This window comes from Mesorhizobium sp. M0293 (assembly GCF_040321735.1).
Lineage (GTDB): Bacteria > Pseudomonadota > Alphaproteobacteria > Rhizobiales > Rhizobiaceae > Mesorhizobium.
On record NZ_JAMYSA010000157.1, the window covers coordinates 1 to 11,283 of the forward strand.

Below are 11,283 nucleotides of genomic sequence, written 5' to 3' on the forward strand. Positions count from 1 at the left end.
TACGACAAGGAGAAGCTGCAGGAACGTCTCGCGAAGCTCGCGGGCGGCGTTGCGGTGATCCGCGTCGGCGGTGCGACGGAAGTCGAAGTCAAGGAAAAGAAGGACCGCGTCGATGACGCCCTCAACGCGACCCGCGCGGCCGTCGAAGAAGGCATCGTTGCTGGCGGTGGCGTAGCCCTGCTGCGCGCTTCGGCCAACATCAAGGCCACTGGCGTCAATGCCGACCAGGCCGCCGGCATCAACATCGTTCGTCGTGCGCTGCAGGCTCCGGCCCGCCAGATCGCGGCCAACGCCGGTGCGGAAGCATCGATCGTTGCCGGCAAGATCCTTGAGAACAAGGGCGCGACCTTCGGCTACAACGCCCAGACCGGCGAATATGGCGACATGATCGCCATGGGTATCGTCGATCCGGTCAAGGTCGTTCGTACCGCTCTCCAGGACGCGGCCTCGGTCGCCGGCCTGCTCGTCACCACCGAAGCCATGATCGCGGAGGCTCCGAAGAAGGAGTCGGCTGGCGGCGGCATGCCTGGCGGCATGGGCGGCGGCGGCATGGGCGGCATGGGCGGCATGGATTTCTAATCCACGCTTCCATCAGCTTTCAGCTACGGAAAGGGCGCCGAAAGGCGCCCTTTTTGTTTTTGAGGTCGAACGGCTCAAGCTTGGAGGCCAATCTAGATGGCGGCATCCGCTCGCTGCCGTACCTCGCCAGCCAGCACCGCGGCTTCGATCAGCGCCGCGACCTCGTCGGCCACCGCCTGCAGCGGGGCGCGGTCGCGGGTGGCGCGGGCGATCACCATCAGCCCTTCCAGCGACGATTCGACCAGCAGCGCCAAAGCATGCGCGCGGCGCTCGGGCACCCCTGCCCTGACGAAGGCGTCCCGCAGCAGGCCTATCCACTGTTCGAAGGCCGAGCGGCACAAATCCGCCAGTTCCGGCACGTCGGTCGGCGCATCCAGCACGACAGGCGCGATCGGACATCCGAGCGAAAACTGGTTGTCCTCCAGCATGCGCCCCACCGACTGGTAGATATGATGGACGGCCACCGCTGGATCCTTTTCGGTAGCCAGCGCTTCGCCCAGCCTTTCCGTCACGTCGGCAACGCTGGCGCGCGTCACTTCGATGACAAGCTGGTCCTTACCACCGGGAAAATGGAAGTAGAGCGAACCGCGTGGCGCGCCGCTGGCGCTCAATATGTCGTTGAGCGAGGTGCCATGGTAGCCACGTTGCCGCAGCAGCAGCCCCGTCGTCTCGAGTATGCGGGTACGGGTGTCGTTCGCCATGTCAACCTCTGTCAGCAGCGAGCATTATAGGCCTTGCGTCGAATATGACAATCGGTCTACATAATATGTAGATCAGTCTATATATTCGAGGCACCCGAATGCAAACCTATCGACTTGAAGGATTCGGCGGAACCGAATGCCTGGTGATGCGCGATGAGGCGCGGCCCGAGCCAAAACCGCATGAGGTCGTGGTGCGCGTTCGCGCCACCTCACTCAACCGGCGCGACACGATGATCCTCAACGGCACCTATCCGCTGCAGCCGCGTCAAGGCGTCGTTCCGTTGAGCGACGGGGCCGGTGAAGTCGTCGCCATCGCTGCAGGATGCGAAAGGCGGATCGATTCAGCTGCCGGCGGCACTCTACCAGCGCAGCCTCGCCACCATCAGCCGCCTCTTCGTCGGCAACCGAACCAATCTCGAAGCCATGCTGCGCGCTGTCTCGCAGCACCGCCTGCGGCCCGTCATCGACAAGGTCTTTGCCTTCACCGAGGCCGGCGATGCCTACCGCTATTTCCAGCAGGGCGACGTCTTCGGGAAGGTGGTCGTCGACGGCGCCTGACCCATCGATTCCTCAAACCAAGGGAGAACGACAATGACAATTCGTGAAGCATCGGCCGAGTGGCAAGGGACGCTGAAAGGGGGCTCGGGCAGGCTGAGGCTTGGCAGCGGCGTCTTCGAAGGCGCCTACTCCTTCCCGTCGCGTTTCGAGAACGGTCCGGGCACCAACCCGGAAGAGCTGATCGCCGCAGCGCATGCCGGCTGCTTCTCGATGGCCCTGAGTGCCATACTGGGCACAGCCGGTCATATCCCGACAGGCATCCGCACCATCGCCAAGGTGCATCTCGGCGCAACCGCCGCCGGGCCGACGATCACCCGCATCGAGATTGAGACGCAAGCCGAGATTCCGGGCCTTGCCCCGGTTGAATTCCAGAAACTCGCAGAGACGGCGAAAACAGCATGCCTTGTCTCGCGCGCGCTGGCCGGCGTGGCAAACATCGCGCTCAAGGCCGAACTCGTCGCGACCGATCATTGAAAGGAAGGAGCAATGCAATGACACAGGAAGTCATCATCGACCACGCCACGGCTCGGCGCTCCGCCGAAACGGCCGAGATCATGCGTCGCTTCAACGACGTGTTCCAGCGCCACGACCCGTCGGCGCTGGACGGACTGGTGGCGGAAGACTGCGTGATCGAGAACACTACGCCGGCGCCGGACGGTGCCCGCCACGCCGGCAAGGCCGCCTGCATCGAACTGTGGTCGGCGATCGCGACCGGACCCGGCACGCGCTTCGACCTCGAAGAAACCTTCGTCGCTGGCGACCGGGCGACGATCAGCTGGCGCTACTGCATGGCAGACGGCAACTCGCTGCGTGGCGTCAATTTGATGCGTGTGGCGGCCGGCCGCATCGTCGAGGCCAAGGGTTATGTGAAGGGGTAGCGCCGGCAGGCGCTACCGATCCGCCAGCGCAAGCTTGGCACCGAAGGTGCGGCGCAACAGGTCGGCGCCATGCGTCGGCAAGCCTCCGCTAATCCAATTGGCGCACGAGGACGCCCGACCACAGCCATATGAGTTACTCCTAAGACATTTCAGCCTGTGCTAGAATCCAGCACGACCGCCATTCGACGATCGAGAAGACCATTAGGGAGGACTCGTGTGATGAACATCAGAACCGCCTGCCTTGGAGCACTCGCATTGGCTGTCTTCAGCGGCACGGCGCTTGCCGGGGCGCTCGACTCGCCCAAGATGATGGAACCGTTCTTCACCGATTCTAGCATGAAGACGATGAAATCCGACGATGAAATGAAGGCCGCTTGGGCAGCGATGTCCAAGGACGATCAGGCCATGATGATGAAGGAATGCCAGGACGCCGCGATGAGCAAACCATACGCACCGTTCTGCGAAAAACTGAAGGCTCTCGGCGGCGCCAACAAGTGATTGTCCCCGCCCGAGGTTGAAGAGCAGATGAAGGCGGGCCCTTAATGCATGTCGCCCAAAAGTGATCTCGGTTTTGGGAGAACGACATGCATAAAAACAAAGACCTAAAGCGGGTCGCCTGAATCCGTTCAGACGCGACACGCTTTAGGCTCACCTTCTGGCCGTCTGGGCAGGGATTTTGCGCAGAGACGACAGGACCCGCGAGCCGGTTTCTACCGGTCGGCGAGCGCCAGCTTTGCACCGAGCATGACGAAGGCGCCGGCGAAGGTTCGGCGCATCCAGGTCAGCACCATTGGCCGCGACACGACATGGCTGCGGATCGAGGCTGCAAAGATGCCGTAGCCGACGAAAACCACAAAGGTCAAAAGCATGAAGACGGAGCTGAGCTCCAGCATCTTCGACAGCGCGTTGGGCTCGGTGGTGCTGACGAATTGCGGCAGGAAGGCGAAGAAGAAGATCGACAGTTTTGGGTTGAGCACGTTGACGAGGATGCCAGTGGCAATCACCTTGCCGGTCGAGCGCGGCGTCACATCCTGTTCGACGCTCAGGCCACCCTTTTCCTTCAGCGTGTTCCAGGCCATGTAGAGCAGGTAGGCGACGCCGAGATATTTCAGCGTCTCGAAGGCGAGCGCACTGGTGTGCAGCAGCGCCGCAAGGCCGGTGATAGCGGCGGCCATATGCGGGATGATGCCGAGCGTGCAGCCGAAGGCGGCGATGATCGAGGCCCGCGCGCCGCGCGAAAGGCCGGCGCTCAGCGTGTAGAGAACGCCGGTGCCGGGCGAAGCCACGACGATCAGCGACGTCAACAGAAATTCGATGCTCATGAAATCCTCCGCTGCCCTGCCCCGCGCGGAAGATATCGGGACGGACAATGGCGCACAAGCGGCGGTGAGCTTAATCTCCCCCTTGTGAGAGATTGGCCGTTACACCGGCAATCCGTGTGCCCGGCGCGCCATCAGGCAATCGTCGTCACCAGGCATGCAGGCACGGCAGACATCCGGGCGGACGTCATAGATGCCGCAAGCGGTCGACTTGCCGATCTCGCCACACAGCGCCGAGCAGCGCACGCCCTCGCAACGCATGCCGGACAGATTGGCCGCTACATATTTTTCCGGGATGCGGTCGAGCTGCGCGTCGTCCTCGGTGGAAAAGCGCGGCCACTCGGCCGAGTAGGAACAGCAGGCACCGCAGCTCTGGCAGTCGAACAGAGCAGCGGTGCCGCGTTGCGACAAAAGGCTTGCAGCGGCCACCAGGGCAGACAGCCCTGCTGCAGCAGGATTGCGATCGGCGTCTTGCGGCAAGGCGCTATTTCTTCTTTGTCTTGCCCTTGGGCGAATCCGTCGGCGACTTGAAGAGATCGGTCGAGGTCTCGGCGCCGCTGCCGGCTTTCGGCGCGGCGACCGGCTTGGCCGGTTTCGCGGCGGCGGCCGGAGCTGCCGGCTGGTCCTTGGCGGAGAATTTTATGGCCATGTCAGTCCTCGTCGGCGAAACGCGATGATGGTGCGCGCGGATTGCGCAGGCGGCCGATCAGCGCCGAAACCGCCGTGATGTTCATTTCCTCGGGCGACCAGTTTTTCACCGCTTCGATGTGATGCGGCGCCAGTTCGCGATGGGTGCTGCCGCTATAGGCTGCATCCTGATACGTCACCCGCTCATGGGTCTTGGCGTCTTCGCGGACATATTCGATCAAATAGTTCGGGCATTCGGCGCGACCGCGCACGCCGAGACGCACCTGTGCATCGCCGTGGGCGCGTTTGCAGCGCTCCAGCTTTTCCAGCACCCGGCGCACATATTCGACCGGTTTGTTGAGGCCATCGACCACGTCGGCGATGGTCGAGTCGGCGGCGATCAGTTTCGGAGGCACGCGCTTGGTGGCCATTAGCGTCTTCCGGCCCGTTTCGGCAAAGCGGCGAGCGCTGCGGCCGCTGCCAGCTCGTCGGCTTCCTTTTCCAGGCGCAATTCGCGCAGGCGCGCGGTCTTGGCTTCTCGCGCCTCGCTGACGGCGTCGCGCTCGGAATTGATGCGGTTAAGCGACATCGACTGGGTTTGCGTCTTGCTGAACAGCGATACGGCCTGATCGACGGCTGTCTTTGAACTGGTGGTGGTCAAAATCTTTCTCCTGTCAGGAGCCTGTGCCGATACTCCAGGACCGAGACTTCGGTCGGAGGCACGCACAAAGCAATACGGCAGCGTATTCAAGTTGCTGGAGCGTCCCTTAGCACGTCCAGGCCGACGCGCAGCGCACTTTCGGCGGCTAGACCCGCAAAATGAAAAAGGCCAGGCACCGCCTGACCTTCCGTAAAAGGCGCCGCGCAACCAGGTGACATCCAAAAGGATGCACGGGGGATGCACGGGAACGCCCTTCTCATGCGCATGACATACCGCGGAAACTCAGGTCTCCACCGCCATACGCCCGAATTCGCCACTCACCGGTGCCAGTACATCCGTGGCCACCGGGAGCGCTGAATTCTGTTTTCAGGCCGCCTTCAACTGGTCGGCGGACATCTTGCCCGACTTGTTGTCGCGGACCATCTCGTAGCCGAGCTTCTGGCCCTCGACGATGTCGCGCATACCGGCGCGCTCTACGGCCGAGATGTGGACAAAAACGTCGGCCGAGCCGTCGTCAGGCTGAATAAAACCAAAACCTTTGGTGGCGTTGAACCATTTAACTGTGCCGGTGCTCATGACGAACCCTTTCCATGGCAAATATTCGTTCGACGTCATGCGGATGCACGACGTCGTTTGTCCCGATTTTTGATGTGGGAAGTTCGTCAAAGGCGCGCTCGAAAGCGCGGATAACAAAAGTCAGTCAAACAAATATCGACGAAATGCTTGTAGGCTTCTTTTGGCGAGCTGTCAAATCTGCATGGACCATGCCTGCGGCAAACCGCCGGCATGACGGGCGGACAGGAACGCCAGGGCAGCGCCTGCTGCCGCCAACTCGAAAGAATCTGCGGCATCAAAAAATTTTTGCGCATCCGGGAACCATCTGCGCAAAGGTGCATTTATTAGCTGTCGTCGGCAGTTCATGAGAGCAATCGAAGAACGGCTGATGGCAAAGACGCCCCCCGCGTAATAACAAGCGCGAGGGGCGTTTTATTTTGGCGCTCACAACACCACGCTCATCCGCGGCGGGCTCTTGCCAGGGCCGGACGGCACGCCGGACAACGAGTGACGCGACAGCCGGAATGTCCCTCACGCTCCAGGCCCTCATTCGTCCGGGCCAGGCTCGGGCCATGTCTCCCTGGCCGCTTCGGCATACCAATCACGCATCGCCGGCGTGGAAAGCACAGCGTCGACATAGGCTCGCGTATCGGGCGCCAGCGTGCCGCCATAGGTGTCGAAACGGGTGACGACCGGTGCATACATGGCGTCAGCGGCGGTGAAATGGCCAAACAGGAACGGACCGCCCTTGCCGTATTTTTCCCGGCACTCGCGCCACAACGCCTCGATGCGCTCGCGTTGCGCCTCGCCTTCGGCGTCGAGCGGATTGTGGCCCTTCGGCCTACGCAAATTCATCGGCCAGCCATAGCGGACCTCGCGAAAGCCGGAATGCATCTCGGTCGCCACCGAGCGCGCCAGCGCACGAGCATCGATGTCGGCCGGCCAGAGATTTTTGTCCGGAAACAGGTCAGCCAGATATTCAAGGATGGCAAGGGTTTCCCAGACGATTTTGCCATTGTGATTCAAGACCGGCACCTGGCCGGTCGGCGATACTTTCGCCAGATTGGCAAAGGTCTCAGGCGTGCGCAGCCGCACGAAACCCTCCTCGAACGGGATTTCCAGATGCCTCATTGCCACCCATGGCCGTAGCGACCATGAGGAAAAGCATTTGTTGCCGATGAAGAGCGTGAATTCAGCCATTTTTCTCCCCCAACGCACGATCACCTGCAATCCCTTTGGTCGGCGCTTGGTCACAGCCTAACTCGCCAAACTTGCCTCAGGAGGCGGCAGCGCGACCTGATCTGCTGCCCGGGCGACGCCTGGAACCTAACCGACGCCGGCTCGTTAGCCTCCCGCGGATGGTTCCTCCGAATTCGAAACTCCCAGGAGATGCGGAAAATGGTGAACAAGGATCAGGTCGCCGGCGTTGCCAAGCAGGTCAAGGGCTTGGTCAAGGAAGCCGCCGGCAAGGCAACCGGCAACAGGCGGACCCAGGCTGAAGGCACGGCCGACAAGATCGCCGGCAAGGTGCAGAAGGCCTATGGCGATGTGAAGGACAAGGTCAAGAAGGCGCTCTGATCCGACATCGAGAAACGCTCTGTTTGTCGGGAAGGCGGTCGCGAGAGCCGCCCTTTTCATGTGCTCCAGCCCTTGCTGAAAGCATTGGTGAAGGCGACCTCGCCATGATCACCGGTAGCCTCGCCCAGCACCACGTCCATGCCGTCGCTGGTTACCCTGGCCAGCGCGAAACCTCCCATATAGGCAGCCTTCGGCTTGAACAGATCGAGCCCATCCCTGCGATAGACCAGCGGCGTATCATGCTGGTGGCCATGGAAAATGCCGACGACATTGTAGCCCTTGAGCGCCGCCAGCAGCGCCTGCCGGTCGGCCTCGCCCCACCAGTGCGGTGCACCGGTACCGTCATCGTCGTAGTGCCTTTTGGCGGCATCCCAGCGTTCTATCGAAAAAGTGTCCCAGCCATAGTGCTGGAACAGGATGACCGGGCGGCCATCCGCCGCATAGGTCGCCAGATCCTGCTTCAGCCATGGCAGGCTGGAGTCGGCGCCGTGGCCGGTATCGCCGGTGAAACGATGCGTCTGGATCAGATGCAGGCCGCCCCAGTCCCAGGAATAGCAGTCGGTGTCGATATCATAGTCGGTGGCCGGCACCGGCGGCTTGAAGAAGACGCCGGCGCGATGATTGACCTCGACATAGTCGCGCAATTCGCGCCGGTACCAGTCGACATGGTGCGGCGGCCCGTTCTGGTCGAGATCATGGTTGCCGAGCCCGACATAGACGGGCATGTGCACGCGATCGGGGCCGACGCCCTGCTGGTAGCGCTGGCTGAACTGGAGCAGCTGGGTGCCCTCGCTCGGCTGGGTGATCTGCCCGCCGCCGTCGTCGGTGATGTCCCCACCGACAACGAGGCCGAGCGGCGCGCCGATGCGGCTGCCCGCCGAGCGAAGGCCGGTGGCGACGCCATTGATTTCGGTCGGCCAATCCTTGTCCTCGAGGGCATTCAGCGCCGCAACATTGCGCAGCAGCGCAGCGTCGGTCTTGCCTTCCTGCAGGCAGTTGGGGCTCAAGCCACTCGCCATGCGGCAGGCATGGACATCGGCGATGAACAGGAAGGTGGCGTCGATGGACTGGACGCGCTGGCCGGTCTGGCTGAATGCCGGGCGCGACAATGCGCCGGCCACGGCAAATCCTGCCATCTGCTTCAGCAGGCTGCGTCGGGAAAACAATCCAGGCGAACGGCGATTCATCATGAGGTGAATTTCAGCATGGAGAGCGGCCGGCCGTCCAGCGCCTCTCCTTGCCGCCGTGCCATCGACATGGTGCCATGGATCTGGCATTTCTACCCTTCAGGAACCAGGCTGCCGAGGCGGCGACGCAGGCGCAAGTTCCGAAGGCTATGAGATGAAAGCCGCCGGCGCAGCAGCTAGAGCCGGGGCGCCAAGTCAAAGCGGCGCGTTATCGCTGTGACATCAAAGGGTTTTCGGTCGCAGCAGTACCCTGCGGCGTCGCCTGGCCGCCAATCCGCCCTGCGATGGCGACGGCGCGCTGCACTCCAGCCCCGCCAGACAATCCCGCAGCAGGCTCGCATCCTGCGCCGTCTTGGCCATCGACATCGCGCCGGAATAGGCGGCGACCGCCAGCGCGGCAAAGCGCTCGGGATCCGTGCCCTCATCCTTGCCCGCCTGCTGGTCGGCTCGCAGCTTGTCGGAAATCGCCTGGCGCCACCCGGCAAAAATACCGGCAAGGGCAAGGCGGAAATCGGGATCGGCAAGGGACAGCTCGTGCGCCAGATTGTTGAGCGGGCAGCCGCGCACGAAACCCTGCTGCTCCAGTTCCGCCGCCACGGCCTCGAACACCGCGCGCACGCCTTCGCGCGCTGACGCCGCCGCCAGCACCGGCGCGATCCATGTCTCTTCGACCGCTGCCGCAACGCGCTCGTCGATCACCGCCAGCGCGAGCGCCTTCTTTGTCGGGAAATGGTGATGCAGCGCGCCACCGCTGACGCCCGCCGCCGCCATCAGGTCGCCGATGCTAGAGGCATGATAGCCGCGCGCCTGGAACGCGTCCTCGGCGACATCGAGCACTTTCTTGCGCATGCCTTCAGGATCGTTGATGCGTTTGCGTGGGCGCGATTTTGGTCGAACGGTCATCTCTGCTGACATTGCCGGACTCTAGCATATTGACAAAACAGGACAACCGGTCTGTTTATAAACAGGATGATCACCCTGTTTTGAGGAGAGTCGGATGAACATGCCCCTGAATGCCACGCCGAAACCCGTGGTCCTCGCCTCGCCTGTCGTCGAATTGAGGCAGTACACGCTGAAGCCCGGACAGCGCGACACGCTCATCGACATCTTCGACGGCAGGCTGATCGAGGGTCAGGAGGACGCCGGCATGACCATCATCGGCCAGTTCCGGGATCTCGATCGCCCGGACATGTTCGTCTGGATGCGCGGCTTCGATGGCATGGTCGCGCGGAAAAATGCTCTCGCCGCCTTTTATGGCGGGCCGGTCTGGGCGGCGCACAGCCATGCGGCCAACGCGACAATGATCGATTCCGACGATGTGCTGCTGCTAAAGCCTGCGTGGCCGGGCGCCGGCTTCGACCTCGCGGGCGCGCAGCGGCCAAGTCTGGCCATTGACGAAAAGCCAATTCAAAACAGGCCGCTGACTGGCATCGTTGTCATCCAGATTCATCATCTGCAGCCCGGTGCAGAGGCTGATTTCGCCAGCCGCTTCAAGGCTGAAACAGCGCCCCTGATGATGGCGTCTGGAGCAAACCTGCTCGCCGCTTTTGTTACCGAGCATGCCGAAAACAGTTTTCCGCGCCTGCCGGTACGGGCAAACGAAAACGTCTTCATTTCCGTCGCCGGCTTCGACAGCGCCGACGCGCATGCCCGCCACAGTGCCGCCCTCGCTGCCTCGCCGGCATGGCAGGCTGCGCAGCTCGGTCTGACCAAACCAACGGAGATTTTGCGGCTGTCACCCACATCGCAATCGCTGGTCGGGCGTTAGGCCTCAAACGCCTTGACGATGGCTTTCGCAACCAGGGCCGGGCGACACAAGGATCTCATCGGCGGGCTGGTGGTCCTGGCCGGCACGTTGAAGCCCGATTTCGCTCCGGATCATCCGCTGGTCGCCGGCGTTCAGGTCTTGCGCGACCCGATATTGCCGGCCGATCCGTTCTATGCCTGGTGGCATGCCTGCCGGCCCGGCGTGCCAACAGCCTTTCTCGCCGGCCTGGCGAAAGACGAACAGGCGGTCCGCCAGGTCAAGGATTATGTCGCCGGGCGGCTGGCCCTGCGGGAGCTTGCGACCGCCGGCGCGCAAACCGGCCTCGGCTGGCCTGCGCCGGCAGCGGTCGAAGTTCATACTGTGGGATAGGCCGACAAAATCGCTGGCCTTCGAGCTTGGCCCGCGCGGCATCCGCGTCAACGCCATCGCTCCCGGCACGGTCGACACCGCCATGCGGCGCAAGACAGTCGACAATTTGCCGGCCGAGGCGAAGGCGGAGCTGAAGGCCTATGTCGAGCGCAGCTATCCGCTCGGCAGAATCGGCCGCCCCGACGATCTGGCCGGCATCGCGGTCTATCTGGCCAGCGAAGAGGCCGCCTGGACCAGCGGTGGTATTTTTTCGATCGACGGTGGGTATGCGGCGGGGTGAGCTGCTTTTCTCCCCCCTTGAGGGGGAGATGTCGCCAAAGGCGACAGAAGGGGTCGGTTCGACGGGACGCGACCTCCTATCGCCGCGGAGGAGGCTGGCGCTCCACGTGAGGCGACCCCCCTCTGGCCTGCCGGCCATCTCCCCCTTGTGGGCAGGGCTATCGCATATGAGTAAAGAGCTGGAAGAGGAAGTCTCTGTTCCATCTGGCTCTTCGCATCTTGCT

At 62.8% G+C, this 11,283-nt stretch carries 20 protein-coding genes; 10 read left to right on the top strand and 10 right to left on the bottom strand.

The genetic code is table 11. The features are described 5' to 3' along the window. Positions 1–579 (top strand): TCP-1/cpn60 chaperonin family protein (locus NKJ06_RS32020; RefSeq protein ID WP_352811998.1); only part of this gene is annotated, 579 nt, incomplete at its 5' end. Positions 580–671: 92 nt separating this feature from the next. Here the strand turns inward: NKJ06_RS32020 and NKJ06_RS32025 are convergent. After that, entirely contained in the window at positions 672–1,280 is a 609-nt protein-coding gene (locus NKJ06_RS32025) for a TetR/AcrR family transcriptional regulator (RefSeq protein WP_352636119.1), read from the bottom strand. Between the two features lie 297 nt (positions 1,281–1,577). Between NKJ06_RS32025 and NKJ06_RS32030 the strand changes: the two genes are divergently transcribed. The 4 genes from NKJ06_RS32030 to NKJ06_RS32045 all read left to right on the top strand — a co-directional run bounded on the left by NKJ06_RS32030 (position 1,578) and on the right by NKJ06_RS32045 (position 3,214). Continuing rightward, positions 1,578–1,838, top strand: a complete 261-nt coding sequence (locus NKJ06_RS32030) for a zinc-binding dehydrogenase (protein WP_352636121.1) — start codon at positions 1,578–1,580, stop codon at positions 1,836–1,838. Between the two features lie 33 nt (positions 1,839–1,871). Further along, positions 1,872–2,312 carry an OsmC family protein gene (locus NKJ06_RS32035; RefSeq protein ID WP_352636123.1) on the top strand — a complete coding sequence of 147 codons (441 nt, stop codon included), beginning with the start codon at positions 1,872–1,874 and terminating at the stop codon, positions 2,310–2,312. A gap of 17 nt (positions 2,313–2,329) precedes the next feature. Continuing rightward, on the top strand, positions 2,330–2,716 hold the full coding sequence (locus NKJ06_RS32040; RefSeq protein ID WP_352636125.1) for a nuclear transport factor 2 family protein: 387 nt from the start codon (positions 2,330–2,332) through the stop codon (positions 2,714–2,716). Between the two features lie 219 nt (positions 2,717–2,935). Then, positions 2,936–3,214, top strand: a complete 279-nt coding sequence (locus tag NKJ06_RS32045) for a hypothetical protein (protein WP_352636127.1) — start codon at positions 2,936–2,938, stop codon at positions 3,212–3,214. Between the two features lie 212 nt (positions 3,215–3,426). Here NKJ06_RS32045 and NKJ06_RS32050 read toward each other — a convergent pair whose 3' ends face one another. The 6 genes from NKJ06_RS32050 to NKJ06_RS32075 form a co-directional block, all read right to left on the bottom strand. Beyond that, positions 3,427–4,038 (bottom strand): LysE family translocator, encoded by a 612-nt coding sequence (locus tag NKJ06_RS32050; RefSeq protein WP_352636129.1) that lies wholly within the window; start codon positions 4,036–4,038, stop codon positions 3,427–3,429. 99 nt (positions 4,039–4,137) lie between these two features. Further along, complete coding sequence (locus NKJ06_RS32055) at positions 4,138–4,515, bottom strand: YkgJ family cysteine cluster protein (protein WP_352636131.1); 378 nt, start codon at positions 4,513–4,515, stop codon at positions 4,138–4,140. Positions 4,516–4,519: 4 nt separating this feature from the next. Beyond that, positions 4,520–4,684 (bottom strand): hypothetical protein, encoded by a 165-nt coding sequence (locus tag NKJ06_RS32060; RefSeq protein ID WP_352636133.1) that lies wholly within the window; start codon positions 4,682–4,684, stop codon positions 4,520–4,522. 1 nt (position 4,685) lies between these two features. Continuing rightward, the gene (locus NKJ06_RS32065; RefSeq protein WP_352636135.1) at positions 4,686–5,093 is read right to left on the bottom strand and encodes a hypothetical protein; all 408 of its coding nucleotides are present in this window, start codon (positions 5,091–5,093) and stop codon (positions 4,686–4,688) included. After that, the gene (locus NKJ06_RS32070) at positions 5,093–5,323 is read right to left on the bottom strand and encodes a hypothetical protein (RefSeq protein WP_352636153.1); all 231 of its coding nucleotides are present in this window, start codon (positions 5,321–5,323) and stop codon (positions 5,093–5,095) included. The genes NKJ06_RS32065 and NKJ06_RS32070 overlap by 1 nt, the downstream gene beginning before the upstream one ends. 366 nt (positions 5,324–5,689) lie before the next feature. After that, positions 5,690–5,899, bottom strand: coding sequence for a cold-shock protein (locus NKJ06_RS32075; RefSeq protein WP_010915421.1), 210 nt, complete (start codon positions 5,897–5,899; stop codon positions 5,690–5,692). Between the two features lie 14 nt (positions 5,900–5,913). Here NKJ06_RS32075 and NKJ06_RS32080 point away from each other — a divergent pair, with 14 nt between their 5' ends. Continuing rightward, positions 5,914–6,246, top strand: a complete 333-nt coding sequence (locus NKJ06_RS32080) for a hypothetical protein (RefSeq protein ID WP_352636137.1) — start codon at positions 5,914–5,916, stop codon at positions 6,244–6,246. Between the two features lie 178 nt (positions 6,247–6,424). Here the strand turns inward: NKJ06_RS32080 and NKJ06_RS32085 are convergent, their stop codons facing one another. Next, a complete protein-coding gene (locus tag NKJ06_RS32085) occupies positions 6,425–7,078 on the bottom strand; it encodes a glutathione S-transferase family protein (RefSeq protein WP_352636139.1) in 654 nt (217 codons plus the stop codon). A gap of 189 nt (positions 7,079–7,267) precedes the next feature. Between NKJ06_RS32085 and NKJ06_RS32090 the strand changes: the two genes are divergently transcribed. Beyond that, entirely contained in the window at positions 7,268–7,456 is a 189-nt protein-coding gene (locus tag NKJ06_RS32090) for a CsbD family protein (RefSeq protein ID WP_352636141.1), read from the top strand. 56 nt (positions 7,457–7,512) lie between these two features. On the opposite strand, the gene NKJ06_RS32095 is transcribed toward NKJ06_RS32090, so the two are convergent. Further along, positions 7,513–8,646, bottom strand: a complete 1,134-nt coding sequence (locus NKJ06_RS32095; RefSeq protein WP_352636143.1) for a metallophosphoesterase — start codon at positions 8,644–8,646, stop codon at positions 7,513–7,515. A 219-nt stretch (positions 8,647–8,865) separates the two neighbouring features. Continuing rightward, on the bottom strand, positions 8,866–9,546 hold the full coding sequence (locus NKJ06_RS32100) for a TetR/AcrR family transcriptional regulator (RefSeq protein ID WP_352636145.1): 681 nt from the start codon (positions 9,544–9,546) through the stop codon (positions 8,866–8,868). 94 nt (positions 9,547–9,640) lie between these two features. Here NKJ06_RS32100 and NKJ06_RS32105 point away from each other — a divergent pair, with 94 nt between their 5' ends. The 3 genes from NKJ06_RS32105 to NKJ06_RS32115 are packed head-to-tail and all read left to right on the top strand — an operon-like array spanning position 9,641 to position 11,060. Beyond that, complete coding sequence (locus NKJ06_RS32105) at positions 9,641–10,411, top strand: NIPSNAP family protein (protein ID WP_352636147.1); 771 nt, start codon at positions 9,641–9,643, stop codon at positions 10,409–10,411. A gap of 18 nt (positions 10,412–10,429) precedes the next feature. Further along, positions 10,430–10,780 carry a hypothetical protein gene (locus tag NKJ06_RS32110; protein WP_352636149.1) on the top strand — a complete coding sequence of 117 codons (351 nt, stop codon included), beginning with the start codon at positions 10,430–10,432 and terminating at the stop codon, positions 10,778–10,780. Then, positions 10,707–11,060 (top strand): SDR family NAD(P)-dependent oxidoreductase, encoded by a 354-nt coding sequence (locus NKJ06_RS32115; RefSeq protein ID WP_352636151.1) that lies wholly within the window; start codon positions 10,707–10,709, stop codon positions 11,058–11,060. Before NKJ06_RS32110 ends, NKJ06_RS32115 begins: the two co-directional genes overlap by 74 nt. Positions 11,061–11,283: the final 223 nt, after the last annotated feature.

Coding starts and splice junctions, on each gene's coding strand:
- NKJ06_RS32025 (WP_352636119.1), bottom strand. CDS start 1,280: ATGGCGAACGACACCCGTACCCGCATACTCGAGACGACGGGGCTGCTG.
- NKJ06_RS32035 (WP_352636123.1), top strand. CDS start 1,872: ATGACAATTCGTGAAGCATCGGCCGAGTGGCAAGGGACGCTGAAAGGG.
- NKJ06_RS32040 (WP_352636125.1), top strand. CDS start 2,330: ATGACACAGGAAGTCATCATCGACCACGCCACGGCTCGGCGCTCCGCC.
- NKJ06_RS32045 (WP_352636127.1), top strand. CDS start 2,936: ATGAACATCAGAACCGCCTGCCTTGGAGCACTCGCATTGGCTGTCTTC.
- NKJ06_RS32050 (WP_352636129.1), bottom strand. CDS start 4,038: ATGAGCATCGAATTTCTGTTGACGTCGCTGATCGTCGTGGCTTCGCCC.
- NKJ06_RS32060 (WP_352636133.1), bottom strand. CDS start 4,684: ATGGCCATAAAATTCTCCGCCAAGGACCAGCCGGCAGCTCCGGCCGCC.
- NKJ06_RS32065 (WP_352636135.1), bottom strand. CDS start 5,093: ATGGCCACCAAGCGCGTGCCTCCGAAACTGATCGCCGCCGACTCGACC.
- NKJ06_RS32075 (WP_010915421.1), bottom strand. CDS start 5,899: ATGAGCACCGGCACAGTTAAATGGTTCAACGCCACCAAAGGTTTTGGT.
- NKJ06_RS32080 (WP_352636137.1), top strand. CDS start 5,914: ATGGCAAATATTCGTTCGACGTCATGCGGATGCACGACGTCGTTTGTC.
- NKJ06_RS32085 (WP_352636139.1), bottom strand. CDS start 7,078: ATGGCTGAATTCACGCTCTTCATCGGCAACAAATGCTTTTCCTCATGG.
- NKJ06_RS32090 (WP_352636141.1), top strand. CDS start 7,268: ATGCGGAAAATGGTGAACAAGGATCAGGTCGCCGGCGTTGCCAAGCAG.
- NKJ06_RS32095 (WP_352636143.1), bottom strand. CDS start 8,646: ATGATGAATCGCCGTTCGCCTGGATTGTTTTCCCGACGCAGCCTGCTG.
- NKJ06_RS32100 (WP_352636145.1), bottom strand. CDS start 9,546: ATGACCGTTCGACCAAAATCGCGCCCACGCAAACGCATCAACGATCCT.
- NKJ06_RS32105 (WP_352636147.1), top strand. CDS start 9,641: ATGAACATGCCCCTGAATGCCACGCCGAAACCCGTGGTCCTCGCCTCG.
- NKJ06_RS32110 (WP_352636149.1), top strand. CDS start 10,430: ATGGCTTTCGCAACCAGGGCCGGGCGACACAAGGATCTCATCGGCGGG.